The 26302-nt window shown below is 49.6% G+C and carries 25 protein-coding genes; 5 read left to right on the forward strand and 20 right to left on the reverse strand.

Annotated features, from left to right (window positions below; all coding sequences use genetic code 11):
- Positions 1-39: 39 nt before the first annotated feature.
- Genes uvrC through serC form a run of 4 tightly spaced genes read right to left on the reverse strand, consistent with a single transcriptional unit; the run spans position 40 to position 5620 of the window.
- The gene (uvrC, locus tag NE619_RS02960; RefSeq protein WP_256130873.1) at positions 40-1896 is read right to left on the reverse strand and encodes an excinuclease ABC subunit UvrC; all 1857 of its coding nucleotides are present in this window, start codon (positions 1894-1896) and stop codon (positions 40-42) included.
- Positions 1889-3253, reverse strand: a complete 1365-nt coding sequence (locus NE619_RS02965; protein WP_256130874.1) for a D-alanyl-D-alanine carboxypeptidase family protein — start codon at positions 3251-3253, stop codon at positions 1889-1891. The genes uvrC and NE619_RS02965 overlap by 8 nt, the downstream gene beginning before the upstream one ends.
- Positions 3254-3261: 8 nt before the next feature.
- Positions 3262-4473, reverse strand: coding sequence for a cofactor-independent phosphoglycerate mutase (locus tag NE619_RS02970; RefSeq protein WP_256130875.1), 1212 nt, complete (start codon positions 4471-4473; stop codon positions 3262-3264).
- 58 nt (positions 4474-4531) lie between these two features.
- Positions 4532-5620, reverse strand: coding sequence for a 3-phosphoserine/phosphohydroxythreonine transaminase (serC, locus tag NE619_RS02975; RefSeq protein WP_256130876.1), 1089 nt, complete (start codon positions 5618-5620; stop codon positions 4532-4534).
- Between the two features lie 127 nt (positions 5621-5747).
- Between serC and NE619_RS02980 the strand changes: the two genes are divergently transcribed.
- Positions 5748-6914 (forward strand): 3-phosphoglycerate dehydrogenase family protein, encoded by a 1167-nt coding sequence (locus tag NE619_RS02980; RefSeq protein WP_256130877.1) that lies wholly within the window; start codon positions 5748-5750, stop codon positions 6912-6914.
- A 1005-nt stretch (positions 6915-7919) separates the two neighbouring features.
- Here NE619_RS02980 and NE619_RS02985 read toward each other — a convergent pair.
- Genes NE619_RS02985 through NE619_RS03005 form a run of 5 tightly spaced genes read right to left on the reverse strand, consistent with a single transcriptional unit; the run spans position 7920 to position 10731 of the window.
- Positions 7920-8114: a nucleic acid-binding protein gene (locus NE619_RS02985; RefSeq protein ID WP_256130878.1), complete on the reverse strand. Its 195-nt coding sequence runs from the start codon at positions 8112-8114 to the stop codon at positions 7920-7922.
- Between the two features lie 13 nt (positions 8115-8127).
- Positions 8128-8985 carry a YihY/virulence factor BrkB family protein gene (locus NE619_RS02990; RefSeq protein WP_256130879.1) on the reverse strand — a complete coding sequence of 286 codons (858 nt, stop codon included), beginning with the start codon at positions 8983-8985 and terminating at the stop codon, positions 8128-8130.
- A 24-nt stretch (positions 8986-9009) separates the two neighbouring features.
- On the reverse strand, positions 9010-9612 hold the full coding sequence (rdgB, locus tag NE619_RS02995; RefSeq protein ID WP_256130880.1) for an RdgB/HAM1 family non-canonical purine NTP pyrophosphatase: 603 nt from the start codon (positions 9610-9612) through the stop codon (positions 9010-9012).
- Between the two features lie 15 nt (positions 9613-9627).
- On the reverse strand, positions 9628-10179 hold the full coding sequence (locus NE619_RS03000) for a manganese efflux pump MntP family protein (protein ID WP_256130881.1): 552 nt from the start codon (positions 10177-10179) through the stop codon (positions 9628-9630).
- Entirely contained in the window at positions 10180-10731 is a 552-nt protein-coding gene (locus NE619_RS03005; protein ID WP_256130882.1) for a DUF6506 family protein, read from the reverse strand.
- Positions 10732-11073: 342 nt separating this feature from the next.
- On the opposite strand from NE619_RS03005, the gene NE619_RS03010 reads away from it, so the two are divergent.
- Complete coding sequence (locus NE619_RS03010; protein WP_256130883.1) at positions 11074-11988, forward strand: D-2-hydroxyacid dehydrogenase; 915 nt, start codon at positions 11074-11076, stop codon at positions 11986-11988.
- An 85-nt stretch (positions 11989-12073) separates the two neighbouring features.
- On the opposite strand, the gene NE619_RS03015 is transcribed toward NE619_RS03010, so the two are convergent.
- The 3 genes from NE619_RS03015 to NE619_RS03025 all read right to left on the reverse strand — a co-directional run bounded on the left by NE619_RS03015 (position 12074) and on the right by NE619_RS03025 (position 15543).
- The gene (locus NE619_RS03015) at positions 12074-14017 is read right to left on the reverse strand and encodes a bifunctional metallophosphatase/5'-nucleotidase (RefSeq protein ID WP_256130884.1); all 1944 of its coding nucleotides are present in this window, start codon (positions 14015-14017) and stop codon (positions 12074-12076) included.
- A 27-nt stretch (positions 14018-14044) separates the two neighbouring features.
- Positions 14045-14761, reverse strand: a complete 717-nt coding sequence (locus NE619_RS03020) for a B3/4 domain-containing protein (RefSeq protein WP_256130885.1) — start codon at positions 14759-14761, stop codon at positions 14045-14047.
- Between the two features lie 212 nt (positions 14762-14973).
- Positions 14974-15543 carry an N-acetylmuramoyl-L-alanine amidase family protein gene (locus NE619_RS03025; RefSeq protein ID WP_256130886.1) on the reverse strand — a complete coding sequence of 190 codons (570 nt, stop codon included), beginning with the start codon at positions 15541-15543 and terminating at the stop codon, positions 14974-14976.
- Between the two features lie 140 nt (positions 15544-15683).
- Between NE619_RS03025 and NE619_RS03030 the strand changes: the two genes are divergently transcribed.
- Complete coding sequence (locus tag NE619_RS03030) at positions 15684-15815, forward strand: hypothetical protein (protein ID WP_256130888.1); 132 nt, start codon at positions 15684-15686, stop codon at positions 15813-15815.
- 557 nt (positions 15816-16372) lie between these two features.
- Here NE619_RS03030 and iolC read toward each other — a convergent pair.
- Positions 16373-17389: a 5-dehydro-2-deoxygluconokinase gene (gene iolC / locus NE619_RS03035; RefSeq protein ID WP_256130889.1), complete on the reverse strand. Its 1017-nt coding sequence runs from the start codon at positions 17387-17389 to the stop codon at positions 16373-16375.
- Between the two features lie 27 nt (positions 17390-17416).
- The gene (locus NE619_RS03040) at positions 17417-18310 is read right to left on the reverse strand and encodes a class II fructose-bisphosphate aldolase (RefSeq protein ID WP_256130890.1); all 894 of its coding nucleotides are present in this window, start codon (positions 18308-18310) and stop codon (positions 17417-17419) included.
- Between the two features lie 229 nt (positions 18311-18539).
- Here NE619_RS03040 and NE619_RS03045 point away from each other — a divergent pair, with 229 nt between their 5' ends.
- Positions 18540-19304, forward strand: a complete 765-nt coding sequence (locus tag NE619_RS03045; RefSeq protein WP_256130891.1) for a DeoR/GlpR family DNA-binding transcription regulator — start codon at positions 18540-18542, stop codon at positions 19302-19304.
- Positions 19305-19348: 44 nt separating this feature from the next.
- On the opposite strand, the gene NE619_RS03050 is transcribed toward NE619_RS03045, so the two are convergent.
- The 6 genes from NE619_RS03050 to NE619_RS03075 form a co-directional block, all read right to left on the reverse strand.
- A complete protein-coding gene (locus tag NE619_RS03050; RefSeq protein WP_256130892.1) occupies positions 19349-19855 on the reverse strand; it encodes a DUF6933 domain-containing protein in 507 nt (168 codons plus the stop codon).
- 602 nt (positions 19856-20457) lie between these two features.
- Entirely contained in the window at positions 20458-21837 is a 1380-nt protein-coding gene (locus NE619_RS03055) for an aminopeptidase (RefSeq protein WP_256130893.1), read from the reverse strand.
- A 16-nt stretch (positions 21838-21853) separates the two neighbouring features.
- A complete protein-coding gene (locus NE619_RS03060; RefSeq protein ID WP_256130894.1) occupies positions 21854-23113 on the reverse strand; it encodes an ATP-binding protein in 1260 nt (419 codons plus the stop codon).
- Positions 23114-23257: 144 nt separating this feature from the next.
- Positions 23258-23509: a hypothetical protein gene (locus NE619_RS03065; protein ID WP_330640657.1), complete on the reverse strand. Its 252-nt coding sequence runs from the start codon at positions 23507-23509 to the stop codon at positions 23258-23260.
- A gap of 15 nt (positions 23510-23524) precedes the next feature.
- The gene (locus NE619_RS03070) at positions 23525-24526 is read right to left on the reverse strand and encodes an SPFH domain-containing protein (RefSeq protein ID WP_256130895.1); all 1002 of its coding nucleotides are present in this window, start codon (positions 24524-24526) and stop codon (positions 23525-23527) included.
- Between the two features lie 90 nt (positions 24527-24616).
- Positions 24617-24928: a YbjQ family protein gene (locus NE619_RS03075; protein WP_256130896.1), complete on the reverse strand. Its 312-nt coding sequence runs from the start codon at positions 24926-24928 to the stop codon at positions 24617-24619.
- Positions 24929-25198: 270 nt separating this feature from the next.
- Here NE619_RS03075 and NE619_RS03080 point away from each other — a divergent pair, with 270 nt between their 5' ends.
- Positions 25199-26065, forward strand: a complete 867-nt coding sequence (locus NE619_RS03080; RefSeq protein WP_256130897.1) for an Rpn family recombination-promoting nuclease/putative transposase — start codon at positions 25199-25201, stop codon at positions 26063-26065.
- Positions 26066-26302: the final 237 nt, after the last annotated feature.

Genomic DNA, 26302 nt, shown 5'->3' on the forward strand with positions numbered 1-26302 from the left:
ATTGTGCTAATATCATTACTATACCATTATGCTGGGCTTTTAGCAATGAAAATATTCCTGAATTTTTTCCGCCAGTTTCTCTGTAACTCCTTTGACTTCCCGCAGTTCTTCCCGGGTGGCGTTCTTTATCCGGTCCACGCTGCCGAAATGATCCAGCAGCGCGTTCCGCTTTGCCGGACCGATGCCCTCGATTTCATCCAGAACCGAGGTGAGCATTCTTTTGTTCCGAAGGCCTCTGTGGTATTCGATGGCAAACCGATGCACCTCTTCCTGAACCGTACCCATATATTTGTACAGCAGCGGGTAATCTTTCAGAAGAATCTCTTCCATGCTGCCATCTTTGAAAAATACCAGTGAGCGGGTTCTATGGTGATCGTCCTTTGCCATGCCCGCCACCGCCAGATCCAGTTCCAGGCCGCGGATCATCTCCAAAGCCGCATTGACATGTCCCTTGCCGCCGTCGATGAGAATGAGGTCCGGGAAAACGGAAAAGCCTTCATCTCCTTCCAAAGCCCGCCGGAATCTGCGGAAAAGCACTTCCTGCATGCTTCCATAATCGTTGGGGCCTTCTACCGACCGCACCTTGAACCTGCGGTAGGATTTTTTATCCGGCTTCAAACCTTCGAAAACAACCATCGCTCCCACTGTGTCCACGCCGTTGGTGTTGGAAATGTCGTAAGCCTCCACCCTGTAATCACGGCCGCTGTAGTCTCCCTCTTCATACCCCATCTGGCTGAGGATGTTATAGATCTCCCGGCCCAGGCTCTCGGCCCGCTCTTTTCTTACTTCCGCACGCTGGTCAATGGTCTTGACCATTTCCACCACATCTTTCTTCGCCAGCTCCAGCACCGCCCGTTTTTCACCCTTCTTCGGAGCCAGCAAATGGACCTGATGGCCGGCAATACCGGAAAGATATTCTTCCAGCAGCTCCTTTTCCTCAGGCTGCTTTTCCAGAATAATCTCTTTGGGCAGAGTCAGACTCTGTCCGTAGTGCTGCTTGATGAAAGCGGAAATAATGTCTTCCGAGGAATCCTCTTCCATAGATTGCAGGTCATAGGTTTCCCGGCCGCTCAGCTTGCCGTCCCTTACGAAAAAGAGCACCACATGACGCTGTTTGGCGCCTCTGGCTACCAGTATCAAATCCACGTCCTTGGTGTCCTGAAGCACCACTCTCTGCTTTTCAGAAAGGGCCTTTGCCGCCATGATATAGTCCCGATACTCCGCCGCCCGTTCAAAGTCCAGGGCCTCGGATGCCTGGTTCATCTGCTCTTCCAGATAAGTAAGAATTCCTTTTGTCCTGCCCCGCAGAAAGTCTACTGCGTGATCCACCTTTTTCCGGTATTCCCCAGGAGACACCGTACCCTGACAGATGCCGTCGCACTGGTCGATATGGTAGTTGAGGCACGGCCGGAAGCCCTTGGGAAAAACACGGGCAGAACACTTTTTCAGGGCATAAACCTGATTGAGAAGGTCAACGATCTGATTGACGGCTCCTGCGTCGCTGTAAGGGCCAAAGTATTTGCTGCCGTCCTTTTTTACCAGCCGGGTCTTAACGATGCGGGGGAAATCCTCCTCTGTCGTCACCTTAATATATGGATACGTCTTGTCATCCCGCAAAAGCACGTTGTACTTCGGCATATGCTTTTTGATGAGATTGCACTCTAAGATCAGGGCCTCCATTTCGCTTCCCGTGGTAATATACTCGAATTCCTCGATCTGCGAAACCATTGCCCTGACCTTCGGGTCCATATTTCTGGAGGACTGGAAATACTGGCGCACCCGATTTTTCAGGGAAATCGCCTTGCCTACGTAAATAACCTGCCCCAGCTTATCCTTGTGAATGTAAACTCCCGGTGAATCCGGGAGTTTTTTCAGGTTCTCTTGAATATCAAACATGTTTTCTTCGCTCTTGCTCTCTTCTCCTCTGCCGTTTTGCCTTTGCGGCTTTTCTCCTGCTGCGCTTGCTGCCCGGGCGTCTGTTGAGCAGGATCACGATTATAATCATCAGAATAATGATGCCCACTGCAATGTAAATCAGGACAGCCAGCCAGTCGGGAATACCGATGTGCGAAAGAGGGCCGCCTTCCTCAATGGTTTTGGCCGCTACCGCATCCACCTGGCTCATGAGGCGATCACCGTCATAAACCTTGATGACGCCTACCTTGTCTCCCTTTTTTATTGGAGCTTTCAGCTCCATCTTTTCAAACTCCGTATGTACCGCTTTGATGTCCTCATCTTTTTCTACGGTAACCGAAGCCGGGCCCGAAGCTACGGCCGGCACGTTTCTGTGAGCGCCCCATTTGACGCGCACCTTGCCGACTTTCTCCGCCTTTTCCACGATCTGATGCGTATCATAGAACCGGTCCAGGGTGTAATCCCACAATTGGATGGTGTCGTAAAAACGCATCTGCGGCCCCGAATGAAGCACCACCGAAATCAGCTCCGTACCGTTTCGGTCCACAGCGCCTACAAAACAGCCACCCGCCGTGCTGGTCAGGCCGGTTTTGACACCGATGGTTCCCGGATAATACGGGGTAAATTTAATCTTTTCCTTTTTATCCGTGCCCGTGCCTTTTTCCACTTCCACTTCTTCTTTATCCCACAGACATTCATTGGTGCTTTCCAGCTTGCGCGCTTTGGATTTATTGGTGGCCGGAATCGTATATTCCGTTGTGCTCACCAGCTTGCGGAACGTTTTGTCTTTCAGGCCCTCTCTGGCCATAACCGCCAGGTCGTAAGCGGTCGTCAGGTGCGCTTCCTGTCCCTGCCAGTTGAGTCCGTTGGGATTGAGGAAATGAGTGCTCTTGGCTCCGCATTCCTTTGCCTTTTGGTCCATCATCTTGGCGAAGTTTTCTACGGTCCCGCCCATTTCTTCGGCCAGGACCACCGCCGCGTCATTGGCGGAATGAACCATCAGGGCGTAAAGAAGCTGCTCTACCGTCAGCTCCTCGCCCGCCTTCACCTCCATGATGTTTCCCATCCTTGTGGCGTCGTGCTTCACGGTGATCACCTGATCCAGTTTCAGCTTTTCCAGCGCCAGAAGGCAGGTGGCTATCTTGGTCGTGCTGGCCGGTTCTCTCTTGGAGTACGCATCCTTCTCATATAGAATCTTCCCCGTGGAAGCGTCCATTACGATGGCCGCCTGGGCGTCCAATCCCAAATTGTCCGCAGACGCAGCAAATGCCGGCACCGCTTGGGTACAGGCAATTGCGATAATTGTAATAAGAATAAATAGTTTCTGCTTGAACTTCATACCTTCTCCTACTTTTCAAAGAAGAAATCCGCTAAGGCATAACCGCTGTCAAAGTATTGTCCTTTTGCTCCGGACTTTTCGTTGAACTGGCGATTTTTGTCCTCAGGCAGCTCTTTTCTGCTGTCATAAACCACATATGGAACCGGGTCCGCCGAATGGGTCCGAATGGCCAGAGGCGTTCTGTGATCGGGAACCACCAGCACACGGAAATCCTCCCCGGCCTGACGGAAATATTCCACGATCGGAGTCAAAACTTTACGGTCAATGGACTCCAGACACTGGATCTTTCCTTCCATGTCGCCCTGATGTGAGCACTCGTCCGGCCCTTCCAGGTGCATGTATACGAAATCTTTTCCATCCTTGTACTCCCGAATGGCTGCCGCCGCTTTACCCTCAAAATTGGTATGCAGCGTACCAGTAGCGCCTTCCACGTCTACGGAGTTCAGTCCCGCGCAGATGGCAATGCCCTTAATCAGATCTACCGCGGAAATCGCCGTGCCCTTTATTCCGTATTTGTCGTAGAAAGAAGACAGGCTCGGTTTTCTGCCCTGTCCCCAGATCCACAGGGTATTGGCCGGATTGAGCCCGCGAGCGATCCGGTCCTTATTCACCGGGTGATCCTTTAAAATCTCATAGCTTTCTTTCATCATATTGGTGATGAATTCGCTGCCTTCCCCCTTGGGAAGATGGTCTCCCACTCTCTGGGTCAGAACGTCGTGAGGCGGGGTCAGCTCATAGTCCGTGGATCCGTTATGAACGATCATGCAATGGCGATAGCTGACACCGGTATAAAAACGGATTTTATCGTCGGCGAACTTTTCGTTGACCGCCTGAATCAGCTGGTCCGCTTCCCCTGTGGTGATATCCCCGGAGCTGTGGTCCGTGATGATGAGATCCTCGTAATCCCCTTCTCCTGTGAGCGTAATGATATTGGTACGGAAAGCCACATCTGTGTCCGACATGTCGATGCCGATGCTGGCTGCTTCCAGCGGGGATCTTCCAGTCAGGTATACAGATGGGTCATATCCCATTACCGAAAGGTTGGCCGCGTCTGAACCCGGCGCTACTCCCGGGGGAATGGTCTTTACCATGCCCACCTGACCTTTCGCGGCCAGCTGGTTGACCATGGTCAGTTCCGCTGCTTCCAGCGGAGTTCTCCCTTCCAGCTTCTCAATGTTTTCATCTCCGGCTCCGTCGGGAACCAAGATCAAATATTTCATGCTTTTCCTCCTAAAATGTCAAAGGCTTCCCTTTTGTAGTGGGAAGCCCTGCTTGCTTTTACTTATTTTCCGCTTCGAACTTCTTCATAAATTCAATCAGCTCATCCACGCCTTCAGGCGGCATGGCGTTGTAAATGCTGGCTCTCATTCCGCCGATTGATCTGTGTCCGCCGAGATTGTGAAGGCCGCAGGCTTTTCCTTCAGCTACGAATTTTTTGTCCAGGGCTTCGTCGCCTGTAACGAATACCACATTCATCAGGGAACGGTCTTTGTCTCTGACCGGACAAGTGTATAAATCGCTTCCGTCTATATAGTCGTACAGCTTTTTGGCTTTTTCCACGTCCATCTTGTGCATGGCCGCAACGCCGCCGATGTTCTTGATGTACTTGAACACTTCTCCTGCTACATAGATGCCGAAGCAGTTAGGCGTATTGTAGGCCGAATCGTTTTCCGCATGCACTTTGTAGTCCAGGTAAGTCGGAACCGTGTCCTTGGCAAACCCGATCAGGTCTTCTCTCATAATCACGATGGTAACGCCTGACGGGGCGACGTTTTTCTGAGCGCCCGCATAGATGAGGCCAAATTTGCTGACGTCGATCTCTTCGGAAAGGATGCAGGAGGACATGTCCGCAACCAGAGGAATATCTCCCGTATCCGGAATGTACGGATAGTGGGTTCCGTAGATCGTATTGTTATATGTGATATGTACGTAGTCTGCGTCTTCTCTGAAGTCTTCCTTCTTTACCTCCGGAATATAGGAGAATGTGGATTCCTCTGAAGAAGCGACAATTTTAACGTCTCCGAACTTTTTCGCTTCCTTGGCGGCTTTCTTAGCCCAGGAACCGGTGATGATGTAATCTGCTTTCCCTGATTTTCTCAGCAGGTTCAGCGGAACCATGGCGAACTGCAGCGTGCCTCCGCCCTGCAGGAACATTACCTTGTAGTTTTCCGGAATGTTCATGATGTCGCGCAGATCCTGTTCTGCTTCCGCCAGAATGGCTTTGAACTCCTTGGAACGATGGCTCATTTCCATTACGGATTCTCCGCACCCATTATAATTGGGCAGCTGTTCCGCTACGGTCTCGATTACGGGCAGTGGCAGCATCGATGGGCCTGCCGAGAAGTTGTATGCTCTATTATTGCTCAAATTCGTCACCTCCATAAGCTACTTGAGTCAATTTTAACAAATTCATGATTTCCTATTATATCACTTTACTGGCTCATGGTAAAGTGCTATAATTTATGATAATTCAAAATTACAGAGAGGTGAAACCATGTATAAAATCGCGACCCTGAACAAAATTTCACCGGTAGGACTTTCCCGCCTCACCGATGAGTATACGGTAATTGACAATACAGATGAAGCCAACGGCATTCTGGTAAGAAGCCAGGCCATGCACGATATGGAATTCGGCGAGGATCTTCTGGCCATCGCCCGTGCAGGAGCAGGTGTGAACAATATTCCCCTCGACCGCTGCGCGCAGGAAGGCATCGTCGTGTTCAACACGCCGGGAGCCAATGCCAATGCTGTTAAGGAGCTGGTTCTGGCCGGAATGGTTCTGGCAGCAAGGAACATTCCTGACGCTCTCGCCTGGGCTAAGACTCTGGCCGGCAGCGAAGGCGTTGGAAAAGCTGTTGAAAAAGGCAAAGGCCAGTTTGCCGGAACTGAGATCAAAGGCAAGACGCTGGGCGTTATCGGCCTGGGCGCTATCGGCGTTCTGGTTGCCAACGCGGCGGAGGATCTGGGCATGGACGTAATCGGCTACGACCCATATCTAACCGTAAAGGCGGCCCACGGTCTGTCCAATACGGCAACGATCGTGGACGACCTGAAAGACCTGTATCCGAAATGCGACTACATAACCATCCACGTTCCTGCTGTGGCCGATACCAAGGGCATGATTAACAAGCAGGCCTTCGATCAGATGAAGGACGGGGTTGTATTCCTCAACTATTCCAGAGACACTCTGATCAATGACGATGATCTGGAAAAAGCTCTGGCAGACGGAAAAGTAAAGAATTACGTGACCGACTTCACCGATGACCGGGTAATCACCTTTGATAACGTTATCGTACTGCCGCACCTGGGTGCATCCTCCGCAGAGGCGGAAGAAAACTGCGCGTCCATGGCAGTGGATCAGATCATGGATTATATTGAGAACGGAAACATCACCAATTCGGTGAACTTCCCGGCCTGCAATCTGGGACCGATCGCGGACGGATCAACGCGTGCCTGCATCATCCACAAAAATGTATCGACTATTTTAGGTACCATCACCAATATCTTTGCTGATATGGGCATCAACGTTGAAAACATGATCAACAAGAGCAAGGGCGATTACGCCTACACTCTGGCAGAGGTCTGCGGAGATATTCCGGAAGCGGACCTGAAAGCCAAGCTGGCTACGGATGACGTTGTTTCCATCAGAGTTATAAAATAAGTAATTTGCAGTAATCTCGCCCCCTGTATGAACAGGCGGCTGAAAAAAAGATAGCCTTGTACCGGCGGATGACGGTACAAGGCTTTTTTAGTTCAGCTCCATGGTGATGAAAATTTGTGCTTCCGGCTGCTTTGAGGGCTGCGGGTTCCTTGGAGCATAGGTAACTTTTTGCAAAATATGCGTATTTGTTCAACAGCTAATTCGTTTGGACTTGGTTGTTGAAGTATTTCCAAGGTTTGCGGGCTCTGCTCTGTCCAAATCCGTAAGTTGATCCGTTTTTCTATGTTCGTATGCTCTATATCCTTGAAAAAAGCTCAACAAGAACTTGTTTTTTCGCTGCGTGTTGAGAAAAATAGCAATTTGCCTTCTGGACAGGCTTTCGCAAAGGCATGGCTTACTGCAAAGGCATATCTGGCCGGCAACGATTCCTGATTCTTTTTGTCAGCGAGCCCACGGCCTCCAAAAGGGTCGATAGCACAAGTTTTCAATTCTTGCGGTTCCGGGTGTCAGCAAACTCACAACTTTGCGTAACTCTGCACTGCTTTTTGGGAAAAGTTACCACCTCCTGCAGGCGATAGCTTCGCTATATCTTCGTCTGACAGGCACGCTTTTCTTTCGCCTTCTATTGCGTTAAAGCAATTCCGGCGCTTTAGTCATTAGAAACTACAAAAGCGGATCTTTTTTCAACGTTTCTCTCCATTGCATTCCTTCTGAACACCGGATTCGCTGGAATCCGCACCTAAGAACGCTCCAAACCCACAAGTTTCGTCCGCTTTACCTCGATTTTTTATCAAATAGCGCCGAATTCCCGGATTCTGGCCAAATTATTCCCAGACCCTGGTCAAACTCCCCGTCCCCGGCCCTTATCACTCAAGCCAGGAACCCACTTCCGACCCACTCACCTCAACCAAGTCTCTTCCTCCCAGAAAAAAGGAAACGCTCTTGCGCAGGCAAACTCCACAGGCCATAGGCCGAGGACATTGCCGCAGCAAGAGCGTTTCCTTTTTATTTCTGCAGTTTCTCAATATTCTCTATGTACACGGAAACTTCTCCGCACCCAGGGCAGACCGCAACTTTAGGGCGAATCCGTTTCGCCAGCAGTTCTTCACTTTCCACCAGCTGGATCTCAGCAGCTTCCGACTCTTCACGGATGGAATAGCCTTCGATCATTTCTCTTCCGCATCTTAAACATTTTCTCATTTTTCGTTCCTCCTCATGGACGTTCGACCGGCTTTCGTTTGCTGAAGCTGGTGGTATCGTCCCACACCTTATTAACTAATATCCCCAGGCACAGCACCCATGCCAGGAAATAAAACCAAAACAAAACTGCGACAATGGATGATAATGCTCCATAAATGATATCGTAATTGGCCACGCTGCTGGTATATTTGGCGTAAACCAGCGTCACCAGCAGCATTCCCCCCGAAGCGAAGATACTGCCCGGGAGAATTTTGCGAAAGGGAACCCGGTTTGACGGCAGAATATAATAGTTATAGCTGACCATCAGGAAATAAAGGGCCAGGCCCAGGAACCAGCGAAGGTACATCCATATGCTGTTGATATACTTATCCGCATCCAGATTAAACAGCTTTACAATCGTACTCAAAAGCAGATTGCCATAGCCGAGAATAATCAGGGCAAAAGCAATTGTAAAGAGGGTAACGGCCATTGTTCTCACAGCCCGCAGCCGCTCTCTCCAATAGCCCCTTCCGGTATTCTTCCCTTCCGTAAACGTATAGTTGGTAATGCGCATGATCGCAAACTGCGCCCGCGACGCCGCCCAGAGAGCAACCGCCAGGAACACGATATTTCCTACGCCTGCTGAGGAAAACTGCAGCAGGTTGTTCAGCACCTTGGAAAGCTCTCCCCCCGCGTACTTGCTGATTAATTCCATCACATAGCCGTTGTTCAGGGGCAGATGAAAATACCCCAGAATCTGCGTCAGCAGCAGGAACATCGGAACAATGGAAAGCAATAGGTAAAAAGAGATCTGCGCGGCAAACCCCTGATAATATGGATCTCTGAATTGCTTGATTCCTAAAAATGTCATCTGCAATAACCGTTGTCTCATTCTACTCTTGTCTCTTTCTAAAGTTTATTTCGCCGCTCTTTCTTCCAGCTGGCGTTTCAGCTCTTTCAGAGCATTGGCCCTGTGGCTGATCCGGTTCTTGGCATCAGGGTCAAACTCCCCAAAGGTAATGTCATACCCAAGGGGCACAAAGAGCGGGTCGTAGCCAAAGCCGTTGGGGCCCTTTTCCTCTAAGACAATGTGCCCTTCCACTTCACCCCGGGCCACAATGGTGTCGCCGTCGGGATATACCATGGTAATGACGGAAACGAACCTTCCGGTTCTTGTTTCATAAGGCACATCCTTAATCAGTGCTTTCAGCTTGTCATTGTTGGCCTGATCGTCTCCATCCTTTCCTGCAAAGCGCGCGGAATAAACACCCGGCGCTCCATCCAGGCAGTCCACTTCCAGACCGGAATCGTCGGCAATGGTAATCCGGCCGCAAAGCTTCATGATCTCGTACGCCTTTTTATAGGAGTTTTCCTCAAAGGTGGTTCCGTCCTCTTCCACTTCAACATCCGGCACTCCCGCCTGATCGCGGGGAATGATTTCCATTCCGAATTCTTTGGTTATGGCTTCGATTTCTCTGATCTTGTGCTGGTTCTTTGAAGCCGCCACAATTACACTCATATATCTTCCTCTCAGTTATAGTATAGCCTTTATTCCAATGATTACTAATATTGTTCCGCCTAAAATTTCCGCTTTGCTCCCCAAAAGGTCTCCAAATCTGCGGCCGATGAAAATGGCCGCGGCTACCATGACAGCCGTTATGATACCGATCTCCGTCACAGCAGCGCCGATGGGAACCCCCAAAAAGCTGAAACCAAGTCCTACTGCCAAAGCATCAATGCTGGTGGCAATTGCCTGAAATACCAGGATCCCCAGCGTCAGAACTCTGTTCCTGGGAAGCTGGTGTTCCCTCAGATGAACGATACCTTCCTTAATCATCTTGCCGCCGATAATACCCAGAATCAGTAAAATCACCAGCCCTGACCAGGCGCTCATGATTCCGGCAAACAGATTCCCCGCATAGTAGCCGATAATTGGCATCAGCATTTGAAACCCCGCAAAAAAGGCCAGCATACCAATATAGTCTGCTGATTTTAAATTTTTATAAATCATCCCATTCGTCATGGACACCGCTACAGCGTCCATGGCAAGCCCTACCCCTATCAGGGCTACTTCAACAAACCCCATTTATTTCAGATCACCGCACGATCCTACAGGAACCTTCCCTTCGATAGCCGCGATCACTTCCAGCGTTTCTTTCTTATCGAAATAGCTGCACAGCTCCAGGAAGTATACGCCCTGTTGTTCCACTAACTCTTTTGCCGCCACTTTAGCCGCGTCAAGATCCTTGACAAAGTGGACATATGTATTGCATTCTTCACTCTTAAGGCTGAATTTCTGCGTTTCTTCAACGCCGTCCATAACAATAACGATCCCGTATTCCTTAAGAGAATCCAGCGCCTCGATCTTGGCCAGCTCATCGGGCAGATAATCCGCATATGTGATCTCCATTTTGCCGGTTACAGACTCTTCCAGCTTTGCCGCTGCTTCTTCACCAAAATCTCCACACAGATCGATCAAATCATAGCCTTCCTTATCCAGCTTTTTAATCAGCTCCTCTGTCATCTCAAAAGAACTTGTTCCTGTCACCAAGCTATAGCTCTCATCATTCTCATAAACGAATGAATAGTTTTCCGGCGATGATCCCGGAACGTTTTCAATAAATGCAAACTTAAACATATTTCCTCCTAAACTTCTTTCTTATCCCCACGGCCCAGCCGCTCTTAAATAATGGCACCATTCCAATGCGCAAGCTGCGTTTATTATACCGCAAGTCTCGATACTTGGCGGCTTCGCCGCATGGAAACTTGCGGTGCAATGGTTCCTTCCTTGCGGCAACGCCGCTTCCAAATGGTGGAACCATTATAACGCGCAAGCCGCGTCGCAGCGCGTTTCAATGAACGCTTCCCCGCGGCAACGCCGTACCAAACGCCGCGTTCATTATACCACAATGCCCCTGGACTTTCCAATCCTCATGGTGTAAAATAGCTCTGATAAAATTCACGAGGAGGGATATTCGTTTTGAAGATTGTCATTTTTGACGGGCACACGATTAACCCGGGCGATTTGTCCTGGGAGGCACTTGAGGCCATAGGCGACCTGACTGTCTATGATGCCACGGAGCCGCAGCAGGCTCTGGAGCGCATTGGGGACGCTGAGATTCTCATGACCAGTAAATGCCCTATTACAAAAGAGTTTATGCAGCAGTGCCCCAATTTACGATACATTGGTTCAACTGCTACCGGATATAATAACATTGATGTGAAAGGGGCCAAAGATCTGGGAATCGCAGTCACCAACATTCCCGCTTATTCGACGGAAGCCGTGGCGCAGCACACCATCGCGCTGATGCTGGAGCTGTGCAACAATGTGGGTCTTCACAACCAGTCCGTCAAAAACGGCGAATGGGCGGCCTGCAAATATTTCTGCTACTGGAAGGAACCGGTCCGGCTTCTGGCCGGCAGATCACTGGGGATCGTCGGCTATGGACAGATCGGCAAAAAAGTAGCTGAAATCGCCAGAGCGCTGGGAATGAGCGTAAACGTATACAGCCAGGATCGGGAAGCCGCGATCAAATCCGATTTTGTTTCCCTTCATTGCCCGCTGACCAGGGAAAACGCCGGCTTTGTCAATGCCGATTTTATCGGGCGGATGAAGCAGGGCGCGGTTCTGATTAACACGGCCAGAGGCGGTCTGGTGGACGAAAATGCCCTTGCGCAGGCTCTGCGGGAAGGGCGGCTGAGCGCCGCAGCCGTAGACGTTCTTTCTCAGGAACCTCCCACACCGGAAAACCCGCTGCTTCATTTGGAAAACTGTATCATTACGCCTCACCTGGCCTGGGTACCTGAAGAAATGCGCAAGATCATTTGTCAGACCCTTGCCGATAACCTGAACAGTTTTCTGGAGGGCGGCACGCTGAATCGTGTGGACCTGTAAGCAGAGTGAAAAGATAAACGTTGGATATCCAAAACAGCGACCGCCTGTTCCGAGCCATGATCGGAATGGGAGATCGCTGTTTCTGTTATTGCTGCGGGCCTTTGGCCGCTTTTCTCCTTCTCCTGCGGAGAATCATTATGCTGACAGCAGTGATGACCGCTGCCAGCAGCAGAACCGCACCCAGAGCCATAAACATGATTTTGTTGGGCTGTTTCAGCAGCTGAACCGGATTTAAGCTGTCGACCTCAGCCTTGCGTCCCTGGAGCTGGCCGTAGTCTGCGGGTATTTTTCCATCCTCAAAGGATTCCAGGTAAGAAGCCAGCGCGTACCACGCTTTCAGTTCCCTGCCCCCGCTGTAAATAATATGGTCTTCAAAATTCTCAATGGGTTTTCCCTCCTTATCCTTCGGTTCAATGGAGAGAAGCCCAAAAGACTGCTCCTTTACAGATCCCAGCATCTGGCAGGAATAAAGATCCGTCGCAACCCGATAGAGCCGGTCATCTTTCAGCTCTTCATAGCTGCCGTTTCCCAGATCCAGACATATATCGACAGCCCGATTGAGAATCAGACGGCGGGGGTTGTAATTATAGGCCAGGCCGCTGGAGTACAGGCGTGCCACCGGCATCATGTCCGAAACAGAGGCATCCACCTCAGCCACGGCCCTCAACTCTTTACCGGTCAGATAGGCGCTGACAAGCGGATACCCTGTAGTGCCATCCTTTCCATATCCAAGAGAAAGCACGTTAAAGGCGTCCGCTACGGTAACGGGCCCCTCTCCCAGAGATGCTCGCACCACTCCCGCCGGTACAACAGCTACATCTATCGGCCGTGAATCTTTCCCTTCCGCACGGCGAACCCCATAGATGTAGGAATCGGCAATCAGGTTTCCCAGCGGGTCTTCCCCCTGGACAATGCTGAACTGTTCGATATCGGTAAAGGCTTTGTCGTTTTCCGCCAGCACATCCTTCATGCCATATCCGAATTCCGAAAAGTATGCTTCATCCGCCAGCTTTTCAAAATCTTTTAACCTTGAAAGAACACCGGCATCCTCTTCAACGCCGCTGTCCAGAGGAATCAGCTGATAGTTTTTCAGGTGGAAACCGCCGTCTTCTCCCTTTTCCATCACCAGATGACCCAGCTTATACGTATAGCTTCCGCAGGAAACCACCGCCGTACTTCCCACCATAATGGGTTCCGGCAGCTCCGTATGACTGTGGCCGCTGATTATCACATCAATGTCCGGGACTTCCTTTGCCAGAATCTCATCTTCCGATTTGTCGGGATCCTCGCTGGTTCCGCTATGGGACAGACATACGATCATATCGGCGTTTTCCTTTTCCTTGATTTCGCCGACAATGGATTTGGAACTTTCCACAGGATCCTTAAAATAAAGCCCGCTTTCCGGTGCGAATTCATCCGCCTCCCTGCCCAGAATCCCAAAGACCGCAATTCTCATACCGCCCTTTTCAAACACTTCATAGGGCTTGACCCCGTATGCGCCGCAGGCCTCTTTCAGCTTGGACGCGGCTTTCTTTTTCCCTTTATCAGCCAGCGTTCTTTTCCAGTCAACATTGGCTGAAAGCAGCGCAGGCAGAGGGTCGCCTGATTGGACCGCCGAGTTGAGCATGTCCGCCAAACCTTCCGCCCGGTAATCAAATTCATGGTTGCCGAAGGTGGTGGCGTCAAACTGCAGAGTTCCCATCATCCTCAGCTCCGAGGCTTCGGCAGAAAAGATGGACTGGTAGGGCGTTCCCATGGAAAAATCCCCTCCGTCCAGCAGCAGACTGTCAGGGTACGCTGTTTTGATCTGATTTACCGCAGTCCGCACCCTGGCAAACCCTCCCCGCTCCTGCGTGTTTCCGTCCCTGACAATTTTTTCGCCATCCATATGAGAATGCATATCGTGAGTAAATATAATTGAAACCGTTTTGTTTCCAGGTTCTGGCGCTCCGCCTTCCGCCCATACGGCCGCTGCGCAGAAAAGCGTCGTCATCAGCGCAGCCGATAAAATCGCGATACCTTTTTTCATTTCTGCCTCGCTTTCCCTGTTCCCGGATTACAGCGGTATTTCTTTTTTATTTATATTCATAAACTCGATTCTGGCAGTGCCTCCCAGGAATTTAACCGTCAGCTCCTCCAGCTTTTGTGCTGCCTGCCTCAAATCCCCGCTCCTTCCCGGATCCACGGATTCGATTATCAGAAAAGCATTTTTCGTATCCTCCGTAAGCATCGTGCGCTGTCCGTCACGCCAGTTCCAGCAGCGGCAGACCGCTCCCTCGTCATCCTTGTAGATGATCTCTCCCGGCAGAGCCTCGTCGTACTCTTCATCGCCCAAAGCCAGAAAAGGCTCTCCTCCTTCCGCCACGGTCAGACGCATATCGCCCGCAAAGGTGTCAATATCCTCGCCTCCGCAAGGCAGGCCAAAGCTCAGAGAAACCGCATTGTACAGATCGACCAGGGGATTGATACAGCCCACTTCTTTTCCCTTCTGCACCCGCTTCAGCAGTGCTTCGATCGAGCAGCGGGCGCCCTTCTTTGTTTTAAATTTCTTGAATGCGTCGCGCCAGACTGCAATCACTTCATTTTCACTAAGAGGGTCCTTTGTGATAAACTTTTTCGCATCCTCGTTGGCTTTCTCCAGTAGTTCTATAATGTCCGGCCTTACGGGTTCGGCGGAAGCCTCCGTGTTATCAATCCTTTTCGCCACTACCACCGCGATTTCGGCCTGCGGGAACAGCTCCCAAAAATCATCTTTTATTACAAATTTGGACATTGTATTTCCTCCCTTAATTTTTCATTTGTCAAACATACTGTCATTTTATCATACGGGTAAGTCGGACAGCAAGCCAAAGCGCCGGATTTCCTTGTCTTCCGGCTCCCTCTGAGACTTTCCACTGACTTATTATGTACGGAAATACCGCTCATTAAAATTTACGGCGATATTTCCGCATGTTTTTCATGCCGGTTTGCGGTCATCCTGCCCTGTTAACGGACAAAACCATAGTAAAGGTTGATGCCCCGGACAATTCCCTTGGCAAAGCTTTCAGGATCATTGGTCAGCAGATACACATCTCCCAGATTTGTGATATATCCCATTTCCACCAGGACAGACGGCATTGATGTCGCCCGCAGCACGTAGAGGCTGGGCCTGATAAAAACGCCTCTGTTTCGCAGTCCTGTCATATCGTTCAGCCCTTCAAGAATGCGCTCACCCATGGTATAGGCCGGGCTACCGGCGCTGTATACATAAGTTTCGCTTCCGCTGGCCGATGTGTTGGTGCTGGAATTACAGTGAAGGCTGATGAAGAAATCGGCGCCCCAGGTGTTGGCCTCGTAAACTCTGGCCTGCAAACTGGTGGCGTTGCTGGTTCCCAGCTGTTCTTCCGGCCAGTTTCGGGAAAGACGCACGTCGAAATTCGGGTCGTTTCCAAGGATCGCCGCAACCCGAACGCCGATATCATAAGTGATATCCTGCTCCCTCACACCGTTGGCTTCCGCTCCGGCATTGGGATTCTGCGGGTTATGTCCCTGATCGACAAATATTTTAATTGCCATAGCATATTCCTCCTTTTGATTCCTATTAGTATATGCGCAGGAGGTGTGAATTGCGCTTCTCAGGGCATATTGGCTTTTGGGGGATTGGTTGGGAGATTTTGTGGTTATGGGATATGAAAGGTTGCCCGGCGCTCGCGACTATGAGTGGCAGCCCGGCCTTCGTGGCTATGAGTGCCAGCCCGGCTTTCGTGGCTATGAGCGGCAGCCCGGCCTTCGTGGCTATGAGCGGCTGCCCGGCGCTTTTTGACAAAAACAGGGGGCAAAGCGGATGAAATTTGTAGGATTGCGGGGTTGAGCAGCAAAAAGCAGCAGGATTTAAAGCCATTTTGGGACAGATGTGCCAGGAATCGTTGAAAAAAGATCCGCTTTTTTGTTTTTTTAGCCGGCAAAGCGCCGGATTCGCTTTATTGCGTTACTGTGAAAAATACACAATCTGCATGAACACAATATCGTGCGAAAACGCAATAATACGAAAAAGCCGCCTACCAGCCAGACTCTGCGTAAGTCCAGCTGATAGGCAGCCCTTTCGTTTTCACACTTTTATTCAAGCTTGGCGCCGTAGAGCCAGGTCTATCTTTCATCATCGACCCGATCGGTCCACGGATTTCCGGCAGATGGCGGATCATCCAGCAGTAGTATATTGTTTACAGTCGCCGTCGCGCATGCCGTTACCATGTTGGCTGCCCTCGCCTAACACTGGATGCGGAATTTTATTTCCACGCCGTCCATTTCGACGTATTGATTATCTAAAAACTTTACGATGGCCTGAGCTGTGGTCATTCTCGTTGTTTCTGCCATAACGTCTCGTCTCCTTTCATCTGTCCCCGATTTATACCCTGGCGATCATTTTGCCGTATTTTTCTTTGGTTTCTTTAATAAAGGCTCTGACAGCTTCCGTATCAGGAAGCTCTTCGGAGCTGGAATGGCTGCGAACCATCATGGCAGCTTCGGCACTGCCGAATTCCAGACATTCCATGATATCCCATCCCTGGAACACCCCATACAGGAACGCCGATGCATATCCATCTCCACCGCCGAAGGATTTTAGGGCTTCTACAGGGAAAGGCTTGATACTGAAACTTGCACCGTCTTTCAGGTATGCGGTAGAGCCCTTCTTTCCATGTTTAATCACTACGATTTTCGCGTTTTCCGCCTGCCATGCGGCCGCCGATTCTTCATCGGTGCGGCCCGGCTCAATGAGCTTTTCCGTCAGATTGAATTCTTCCCTGGAGCCCATGATGATATCCGCTTCTCTGGCTACCATGGCGTAGTAGATGGAAATTTCATCGTCGTTTTTCCAGTTATATGCCCGATAATCGATATCGAAGATGATCCGTGTATTGTTCTTTTTCGCCAGCATCATGGCCTTGAGGGCCGCTTCTCTGGATGGGCTCGCCGCCAGAGCGGTGCCTGAGATCAGGAGCGCTTTAGCATTTTTTATGTATTCTTCGTCTACATCTTCTGTGGACAGCTGCAAATCCGCGATGCAGTTGCGGTACATGAGAATGCTGCTTTCTGTCGGTGAAAGGATTTCCGTAAAGGTCAGTCCCAGCTTTTCACCGTTCACGCATTTGGTAATGTGGGAGGTGTCGATGTCCTCCTTCTTGAAAACATCCACCACATACTCACCGAACTGGTCGTCGGAGACCTTGCCGATAAATCCCGCTTTCAGACCGTGACGACTCACGCCGATGGCTGTATTGGCAGGGGAACCGCCCACATATTTTTTAAACGTCGTAGACTCCGACAGGGGATGAAAGTAGTCAACCGGATTAAAGTCGATAGCTATGCGTCCCAAGAGTACCAGATCCATGGATCTTTTTTCATCAAAATCGATATACTTCATTTTCTTACCTCCTTGCGCTCCTTAAATTCACCGTACTACAGTCCGGTCGTTTCCGCAATTTACCACATTTTCTACCCCTGCTGCGCAGGGTGTGTTGAATACTTCAATGTGATGCTTTACATTTTCATATACGCCCTGAATCATGGCTTCGTTGAGCTCAAAGTAATTGTGAGAGCCATCGGTGCTCATATAGGTCTCGACTTTTTCCATCAGTTTGTTAAAGCTTGCGGTCGCAATGTTAACTTTGCGTATTCCCAGGCTGATGGCTTTCTGAAAGTCAGAATCGGATATGCCGCTGCCCCCGTGGAGCACCAGAGGAATATCTACCTTTTTTTGAATTTGTTTCAGCACGTCGAAAGCCAACACCGGTGCCGCCGGATAGTTGCCGTGGGCATTGCCGATGGCCACAGCCAGCGTATCGATTCCGGTCTGCTCGCAGAAACGCTTCGCATCTTCCGGGTCCGTGCAGCGTATCCCGTAATCCGAGCTGCCGTCCTCGCTTCCGCCCACCAGGCCCAGCTCCGCTTCTACGGTTGCTCCGTACTTTGCGGCCAGGTTCACAACCTTTTTGGTTTCTGCCATATTTTCTTCAAAGGGAAGTGTGGAAGCATCCAGCATCACAGAGGTAAATCCCAATTCCAGCGCCCGGTTGACTGTTTGGATCGTAAGCCCGTGATCCAGATGTACGGCGACATCCACTTTGGAATCCCAGGCCGCCTGTACCATCATGGGGCCGATCAGTTCCAGCGGAGAATGTCCCAGCCGCACTTCCGCTACCTGCAGAATGATAGGGATGTTCAATTCTTCCGCCGCTTTTATGGCTCCCCGGACCATCTCCATGTTTCCCACACTGAAAGCGCCGCAGCCGATATTCTGCTGCTCAGCTCGCTTTAGCAGTGTTTTCATCTTTACCAACGCCATCTCTGCCGCCTCCCGTTCTGACAGGTTCGTCTTTTCTGTGCATAGTTTATGTCGTGATTATGTATTAGTTAACTCTTGATCATCTTTTGTTAAGTTTATCTTAGCACTTGCTCAATACTTTGTCAATAAAAGTTCTTCACAAATTACTCAAAATATACTATAATATTATCATAAAGTTAACCAAAACTTTCAACGCTGAGAAAATCAAGATTAAGAGGAGGCCGGCTATATGCGGACGAAACGGATCGATTCGATTGAGCAGTTCATAGAGCAGGAAAAATCCGTATCCTTAGATACGCTGTGCGAAGAATTTGAGGTATCGAAAAATACCATTCGAAGAGATATTAATGAACTTGTAAAAAAGGGAACCATAAAAAAGGTATATGGGGGTGTGACTGTCAATCAGACCGCGGAAAGCCAGCCCCTGCTGCCCTATCAGCAGCGTCATGATTCCTTTGCTGAGGAAAAGGATGCGATCTGCCGGTTGGCGGTGGAGCATGTAAACGATGGGGATAATATCTACATCGACACCGGGACCACCTGCATGAACATGATCGACCACATGGCGGATATAAACTGTACGATCATCACCAACAGCCTGCATGTCTGCTGGAAGGCCGTGCCCTATCCGAACCTGAAGGTGATCTCTCTGCCCGGCATCCTCAAGAGGGAAACCCTTTCTTTTGTGGGATCCGATGTGACCAATCACCTGCAAACCTTCAATATTACCAAAGCTTTTATGGCCTGCGCCGGGCTTACTGTGAATAACGGCGTGACCAACGCTTCCACCGAAGAGTATCTCATAAAAAAAGCGGTCATTGAAAACAGCAGGCAGCATTATCTGCTTACAGATCATTCCAAATTCGACCGAGCTTCGCTTATGACCTATTGTGGGCTTGAGGAAATCCACCATATTATAACAGATATGGCGCCGGGAAAAAAGTATTTGAATTTCTGTAAAGAACATGGAATAACCATTGAAACCTGCCGATGAGGCAGGTTTTTTCTTTGGCTTTTCATTGTTTCCGGCAGGACAAGCTACAGCTTTTCAAGCTTTTCAAGAAGGCGGTCCACAGGCCGTTCCGCTTCCGGATCGCCGGTGCATTTGGTTGGCGTGCGGTTGAGGATATCGTTGAGGATGGGCTGCCGCGTACCGGCTGAGTCGACGGCAATATCGTTCCACATGACCAGATCCACCGCTTTGTTCAGGTAAGCGACCTGGCTGCGCCCGTGGGTCTTGGTAATTTGAAACTCGCCCGCCATATCCAGGTAGGCCTCAATCCGCCCTTCCGACAGCCCGGCTTCCATAAAGCTGTCGCAGATCTCCCGCTCAGTCAGAAGCAGGAGACGGTCTTTGTCATCCGGATCAACCCCCGCCAGCACAAAAGCGAACCTTGTTCCGCAGTTGACTCCGATCAGGGACGGCCTGCCCTGTAGCATGATTACATGCAGTTCCCAGCAAAAAAGGTCGTCCGTTTTATCGCCGTAAGGCGGTTTTTCCATTTTAAAAAATCGTTCCATGGGGATGGTAATTCCCAGCTGCATAGGCATACTCCTCTCTCAAAATATTTACCCTGAAATTCCGTAAGCAAACAGGCGCCTTTTCGCTTTTTCTTTGTAAAGTGATAAATCGATTCCGGCGCTTTTGGTAGAAAAGGGACACCGAAGCGGATATTTTTTCAACGGTTTGCGGTCCTGTCGATCAGTTTCAAGCGGAAACTCTCCCGGAACCGATCAGGAAAACCCGGAAACCCACGTTTTTCGTCCGCTTCGAGCCAATTCTGAACCAAAAAGCGCCAGAGGCAGGGGCAGACGGCACAGTCCTTTAAATAACAACTGTAACAGCCGCAAATAAACAAGGCGCTTCCTCCTCTATGTTAGTTTGGAAGGAAACGCCATGTATATACAGGCAGGTTTTATTTTTTATTATGTAGGCATCAACAGCGCCTACCGCTAAAAAAATTGGCTATGGAGTTGTGGGATTGGAACACCGCCTGTGCATCTTTTCTGTATCTGGCTGCCGCTTTCATGATGTATTCGGTCCAGGCGTTTCCGTCCCGCACCTGTGCTCCCGCAGCGTATGCGGACTGTGGAAAGGAAAAAGGAGCAAATTCTGCTCCTTCATTTTTATCGGGTATTTACCTGTCTCAAGCTTTTGCCAGAAATGCCTTATAGGCCATATATGCTTCATACACGTCGGCTTTGGAAACTACTTCCCAAGGTGCGTGCATGTTCATTACCGCAACGCCGGCATCGATCACGTCCATGTTGTAATTGCCCATAATATAGGCGATGGTGCCGCCGCCGCCCTGGTCCACTTTTCCCAGCTCCGCAGTCTGATAATTGATCTCCGCATCGTCCAGAATTCCCCGCAGCTGAGCGATATACTCCGGGTTGGCGTCATTGCAGCCGCTTTTTCCCTTGGCCCCCGTGTACTTGTTGAAAACGACACCCTGGCCCAGATATGCGGCATTTTTCTTTTCACTGACATTTACATAGAGAGGATCAACTCCTGCGCTAACGTCGCTAGAAAGCATTTTTGTATTGGAAAATGCCCGTCTGATCTTCACCTGTGACTGGTCACCCATGCAGGCTAAAAGCTCGGCGATCGTGTTCTCCATGAAAACAGATTGCGCCCCTGTGGCGCCCATGCTTCCAATTTCTTCTTTATCTACCAGGAAACAGCAGTTGGTATACTGGCAGGTTTCCACATCCAGAATCGCCGCCAGGGAAGTGTAAGCGCACACCCGGTCGTCGTGGCCATAGCCCATGACCATGCTGCGGTCCAGGCCGCAGTCCCTCGCCTTTCCGCTGGGCACCACTTCGATTTCTGCGCTGAGGAAGTCTTCCTCTTCAATATCGTAAGCCTCCCTCAGGATGCGAAGAATGTTGGCCTTTACCGCATCTTTTTCTTCATCCTTGAGGGGGATATTGCCCACTGTCACATCCAGGTTTTCACCCTCGATCACCTTGTCGGCAGTGCTCTTAAGCTGTTCCTGGGACAAGTGGATCAAAAGATCGCTGACACCGAAAACCGGATCGTTTTCATCCTCACCGATAACCAGATCAATCTTGGTTCCATCTTTCTTCACCACAACTCCGTGCAGGGAAAGGGGAATCGTAACCCACTGATATTTTTTAATGCCGCCGTAGTAGTGGGTATCCAGCAGCGCAAAGCCCTCGCTCTCATAGAGAGGGTTTTGTTTCAAATCCAACCGCGGCGAATCCACGTGTGCGCCGAGAATGCGCATGCCTTCTTCCAGCGGTTTTTCTCCAATCACAAACAGAGCGATGTTCTTACCTCTGTTGAGAGCGTAAACCTTGTCCCCGGCTTTCAGACTCCGGCCCTCCCGGATGATGTCCTTTAAGTTTACAAACTGTTTCTCTTCTGCCAGGCGCACCGCCTCTTTCACGCAGGCCCGCTCCGTCTTTCCTTTGGTGAGAAACTCCTTGTACCTGTCGTTAAAGGCAAATACCTGCTGTTTCTGCTCCTCTGTGTATTTTTCCCATGCGTTTTTCTTGTACATTTTATTCACTCCTTATCTATGCTAAATAATATTTACGTAGTTTGCGTTCGCCCTGCTCGCAAAGAACGCCTTGTTTTACCAGGTCCTTTAATATCCGTTTTGTTGTGGACTCCGCAAGGCCTAAAAGCTCTCTGGCCTCTTTGTTTGTGATGCTCTCGTGCTCTTCGATATACTGCAGGATCATTCGCTCACGCTCCAGTTTTATCGGCTTTTTATCGGCTTTTATCGGCTTTTCACTAGTATACCGATACAGGTTTACACGAAAGGAGTCCCCAATTTCCAGAAACTCCGGCTCCGGAAGACTGTATTCTGCAGCCCGTTTCACAATTCTGCGTATGCCGGTCCCCCACTCTTCAATGATTTCCATACGGCTCAGCACTTCCGCTACACCCCTGTTTCGAATCTTCGATCTGCCGCTCATGGCCTCCTCTAAAGTCAGCCCGCCATATAGCATGCCCGGCGAAGTCACTTCAAGTCGATCGTCATAAATAGCCACCTGCACACAGGCGTTGTCCAAATAATTCCTGTGGCACACTGCATTTACAATCATTTCCCGGATTGCCCCGATTGGAAGTTCATAGGCATCTTTCCTCACGATACCCTCTATTTCCGCACTCAGATCAATATGTCTCAGAACAAACTGATAAGCGCTTTCAATTTGCTTATAAAGCGGACCCCCATATTCTTTCTTATCAATAAAGATATCTCTGTCTGTCCCTTTAAACAGCGCACATTGAATTTTCGCAAAAGGAAAATGTTCCCCTGTCATTAATACAAATGCATTGGTAGCGGCCAATTGGGATTCTGTTTTTTTAAGGATTTTCCAGTTGAGCAATTGCTGTTCTGTTACAGGCTTTACCATCCGCTTTTCTTCCTCAGAAACTGCTGCCTCCAACATGTATTTTGTAATGTCGTCACAGAGCTTTTTAACTGTCTCGGCCTCCACCGGATATCCGATACAAATCTGCTCGTCCCAGGAAAGATTCATGCCTTCCAGCTCCAGTTCCTTTATCTTCATAGCATCCGCAGGTCTTGTTGTCCCTCCTACGCGCACGTAAGTACCCTGTACCTTGCCTTCGCTCTTTAAATAATAGGGTCTGCTGAATCCGGGGTAAACTTCAACGATTACAATACATTTATTATTAACCGTTTGGAAGGTTATATTAGGTATAATCTGAGGGAAGCAGCTATCTGAAACAGAATTGGCGATATCATCCATGATCCGAAACACTTTTTTTCGGCAGTTCTCTTTTGAATTCCAGGTTTTTGGATTCACCTTTTAGAATTTCCTGTAAAATCATGATATCCCCCTTTTACCGCAGATATGTTCAGTATATCATTTCTTCCCGGAAAATAAACACGAAAAAAGCAGATTTCGCAGCGTTTTTCTCGCTCCCGCCGGAATCTGCTTTTTATCCGTCTATTTTTTACGTTTCTTTACACACTCTGCCAGGAGGTACTCGATCTGCCCGTTGATGGAGCGAAAGTCCTCTTCCGCCCATTTGGCGATTTCATCCCACAGAGACGGCGCGATGCGAAGCAGGATCTGCTTCTTCTTTTTCTCTGACTCTTTGAGTTTTTTCTCCCGGTCTTTTATTTCCTTTTCCAGCGCTTCCAGCTTCGCAAGTTTTTTCTGCAGCTGCTGTTCTTTCAGGTCCAGATTTTCACTCATGGTCCTGTCCCCCGTTTAATAGATGGTTCCGCTGTTGACAATGGGCTGGGCTTCTTTGTTTCCGCAGAGCACGACTAATAGATTGCTGACCATGGCGGCTTTTCGCTCTTCATCCAGAACGACGATATCCTCTTCGCCCAACTGGTCCAGCGCCGATTTTACCATGCCCACAGCACCGGTAACGATCTTCTGTCTGGCTGCGATGATGGCGGAGGCCTGCTGTCTTTGCAGCATAGCGGCTGCGATTTCTTCCGCATAGGACAAATGGGTGATTCTCACTTCCAGAACTTCAAGCCCCGCATCTTCAACCCGCTGCTGCAGCTTGCCTTTCATGGTTTCGGCAATTTCCTGGCTGCTGCCCCGCAGGGTCTTTTCATCCGTATCCGTATCCTCCATATTATCGTAAGGGTAAAGTCTGGCTATATTCCGGATTGTGGAATCGCACTGGGTGGACAGGTACTGGAAATAGTCATCTACATTGAAGACGGCCTTGGTCGGGTTTACTACTTTCCAGACAACGATGGCCCCGATAATAATCGGATTACCCATGGCGTCGTTTACCTTCTGGGTGCCGTTGTTGAAGGTCAGGACTTTGGTGGAAACCTTTTTGCTCACCGGCTGTTTTTTGCCTTTACCGTTCTTTTTGTTACTTTCGTTCAATTCTTCGAGAAATCCCTCAGGCGCTCCCTGTTTTTCCGCTACTGGATTTCTTCCGGTAGTAAAGGGATTGACGAAAAAGAATCCATGGCTCTTGATGGTCCCGTAATATTTACCAAACAGAGTCAGCACCAGCGCTTCGTTGGGGTTGATGACTTTCAGCCCTGCGAAAAGCACGCAGATTATGCAGAAAACGATAACCGACACTGTAATCAAAACAGCCATCTCCTGCATGATTCCAAAAACCATTGCTGCCACAGAAGCCAGCAGCACCAGAATCAGAACCAGCAGCATCGCCATGCCGTTCAGCGGCTTTAACACTTTTTCTTCAATTTCTGTGTTTACATACTCATTCTTCATTTTACCTTCCTCCTTTTATTCCTGAAATACGGCAGGCATTCTTGCCCTCCACATTTTTGTTCTCCGGCTCTCAGGCAATCCAGCATGACGTTATTTGTATTTGACTGCGGTTCCATAGGCGATGACCTCCGCGGTCCCGTCCATGATGGCCGATGTAGCGTATTCGATGCGGATCACTGCGTCCGCTCCCAAGGCCTCGGCTTCTTCGACCATTCGCTGCGTGGCGATGGCCCGGGCTTCGTTGAGCATCTCGGTGTAGCCGTGCAGTTCGCCGCCCACGACATTTTTCAGTCCGGCCATGATATCCTTTCCGATGTGCTTAGATTGGACAACGTTCCCTTTGACAATTCCCAGGGCATCGATCTCTTTACCCGGTACGTAGTTGATGTTCAGCAACAGCATTTTTCTTTCCTCCGTTTATCATCCTTTTATTGCATTAATATTTATTTGATATCAAAATAATATCACATTATTATTTTTTGTCAAGCGAGCTGTCATAAGTTTTTTTGAATTTGTCTGAAATTTTTTTAATGACTTGACATGATTGCAGGCGATTGGTAAAATATTACATGTAAATAAATGGATATTTATTCTTGCTGCAGTTTTCCTGCATGTTGAGGAAGATTTCCTTGCCTTCAAGAAGTAAAATGCTATACTAAAAGGAGTAAGAGATTGGGAAAAAAGAAAGAACTGAAGGATTTGAATTTACTGGATCGATTTTTGTTTGCCGAAGCCGTGGAAGACCCGGAGATTTTGCAGGATATACTGGAGATTATTCTAGGCAGAGACGTGGTGCTGAAGCACTTGCCGCAGACGGAGAAAGAAGAGCGGAAGACGGTCTGGGGCCGCCAGGTCCGGCTGGATGTGTGGGCCATGGATGAGAATGAGGCGATCTACGATACGGAGGTGCAGAAAAAGAATACGCACAACCTCCCCAAGCGGACTCGTCTCTATAACGGACTCATCGACAGCAAGCTGTTAGAGTCCGGAGTCCTGGAATATAACCGGTTGAACGATGTGTATATCATCATGATCATGCCCTTTGATCTGTTTGGCCTTGGCTTGTACCGCTACACCTTCCGTATGGCCTGCAGGGAAGTCCCCGGACTGGAATTGGAGGATGGGGCCACCAGGATTCTGCTCAACACCAGAGGAACAAACTCTGCGGGCGTCAGCGAGGAACTGATCGCTCTGCTGCGATACATGGAGGATACCTCGAAGGAGGTGGCGGAGCATTCTTCCAGCGACCGCATTCTAAAAATGCAGGAAAAAATCGAAAAAATCCGATCCAGCGAGGAGATTGGAGTGAAATACATGAACGCATATGAGGAACGGATGCTGGAGCTGCAGGAGGCCAGGGAAGAAGGGCTACAGGAAGGCCTACAGGAAGGACGGGAGCATGGATTGCAGGAAGGACGCCGGGCTGGCCGGGAAGAGGAACGAAAAACGATGGCTGCTGAATTAAAGAAACTGGGAATGTCCCCGGAAGAAATTTCGAAAGTCACAAAACTGAGCCTTGAGGAGATTGAGGCATTATAAGCTCAAACTCTGGAAGCCGCTTTATCTAAAAACCGACCAAAAGCAGTATACATATTTCTGCCTGCTTTTCTGCGTCTTCTCAAATAAATAACACAGCTGGTTCCCCCTGAAAGCACTTGAATCCGGGTGTCTTCAGGGGATTTCTTTGCGGCATTTACGGCTGCGGCCGGACATTTTGCGACCAAGAGGCTCTTTTCCTGCTGATGGCTGCGGGATTTGTAAGCAAAACCGAGATTT

Origin of the sequence: Anaerovorax odorimutans (assembly GCF_024459955.1) — a bacterium.
GTDB lineage: Bacteria > Bacillota > Clostridia > Peptostreptococcales > Anaerovoracaceae > Hominibacterium > Hominibacterium odorimutans_A.

What these genes read in the sequence shown, in the direction of transcription:
- NE619_RS03050 (WP_256130892.1), bottom strand. Translation starts at nt 19,855, where the DNA reads ATGCAGCTGGGAATTACCATCCCCATGGAACGATTTTTTAAAATGGAA.
- NE619_RS02990 (WP_256130879.1), bottom strand. Translation starts at nt 8,985, where the DNA reads ATGAGACAACGGTTATTGCAGATGACATTTTTAGGAATCAAGCAATTC.
- NE619_RS03030 (WP_256130888.1), top strand. Translation starts at nt 15,684, where the DNA reads ATGAGTGGCAGCCCGGCCTTCGTGGCTATGAGTGCCAGCCCGGCTTTC.
- NE619_RS03005 (WP_256130882.1), bottom strand. Translation starts at nt 10,731, where the DNA reads ATGTTTAAGTTTGCATTTATTGAAAACGTTCCGGGATCATCGCCGGAA.
- NE619_RS02985 (WP_256130878.1), bottom strand. Translation starts at nt 8,114, where the DNA reads ATGAGAAAATGTTTAAGATGCGGAAGAGAAATGATCGAAGGCTATTCC.
- NE619_RS02970 (WP_256130875.1), bottom strand. Translation starts at nt 4,473, where the DNA reads ATGAAATATTTGATCTTGGTTCCCGACGGAGCCGGAGATGAAAACATT.
- NE619_RS03045 (WP_256130891.1), top strand. Translation starts at nt 18,540, where the DNA reads ATGCGGACGAAACGGATCGATTCGATTGAGCAGTTCATAGAGCAGGAA.
- NE619_RS03070 (WP_256130895.1), bottom strand. Translation starts at nt 24,526, where the DNA reads ATGAAGAATGAGTATGTAAACACAGAAATTGAAGAAAAAGTGTTAAAG.
- NE619_RS03015 (WP_256130884.1), bottom strand. Translation starts at nt 14,017, where the DNA reads ATGAAAAAAGGTATCGCGATTTTATCGGCTGCGCTGATGACGACGCTT.
- NE619_RS03075 (WP_256130896.1), bottom strand. Translation starts at nt 24,928, where the DNA reads ATGCTGTTGCTGAACATCAACTACGTACCGGGTAAAGAGATCGATGCC.
- NE619_RS03000 (WP_256130881.1), bottom strand. Translation starts at nt 10,179, where the DNA reads ATGGGGTTTGTTGAAGTAGCCCTGATAGGGGTAGGGCTTGCCATGGAC.
- rdgB (WP_256130880.1), bottom strand. Translation starts at nt 9,612, where the DNA reads ATGAGTGTAATTGTGGCGGCTTCAAAGAACCAGCACAAGATCAGAGAA.
- NE619_RS03025 (WP_256130886.1), bottom strand. Translation starts at nt 15,543, where the DNA reads ATGGCAATTAAAATATTTGTCGATCAGGGACATAACCCGCAGAATCCC.
- uvrC (WP_256130873.1), bottom strand. Translation starts at nt 1,896, where the DNA reads ATGTTTGATATTCAAGAGAACCTGAAAAAACTCCCGGATTCACCGGGA.
- NE619_RS03065 (WP_330640657.1), bottom strand. Translation starts at nt 23,509, where the DNA reads ATGAGTGAAAATCTGGACCTGAAAGAACAGCAGCTGCAGAAAAAACTT.
- NE619_RS03040 (WP_256130890.1), bottom strand. Translation starts at nt 18,310, where the DNA reads ATGGCGTTGGTAAAGATGAAAACACTGCTAAAGCGAGCTGAGCAGCAG.
- iolC (WP_256130889.1), bottom strand. Translation starts at nt 17,389, where the DNA reads ATGAAGTATATCGATTTTGATGAAAAAAGATCCATGGATCTGGTACTC.
- NE619_RS02980 (WP_256130877.1), top strand. Translation starts at nt 5,748, where the DNA reads ATGTATAAAATCGCGACCCTGAACAAAATTTCACCGGTAGGACTTTCC.
- NE619_RS03020 (WP_256130885.1), bottom strand. Translation starts at nt 14,761, where the DNA reads ATGTCCAAATTTGTAATAAAAGATGATTTTTGGGAGCTGTTCCCGCAG.
- NE619_RS02965 (WP_256130874.1), bottom strand. Translation starts at nt 3,253, where the DNA reads ATGAAGTTCAAGCAGAAACTATTTATTCTTATTACAATTATCGCAATT.
- NE619_RS03055 (WP_256130893.1), bottom strand. Translation starts at nt 21,837, where the DNA reads ATGTACAAGAAAAACGCATGGGAAAAATACACAGAGGAGCAGAAACAG.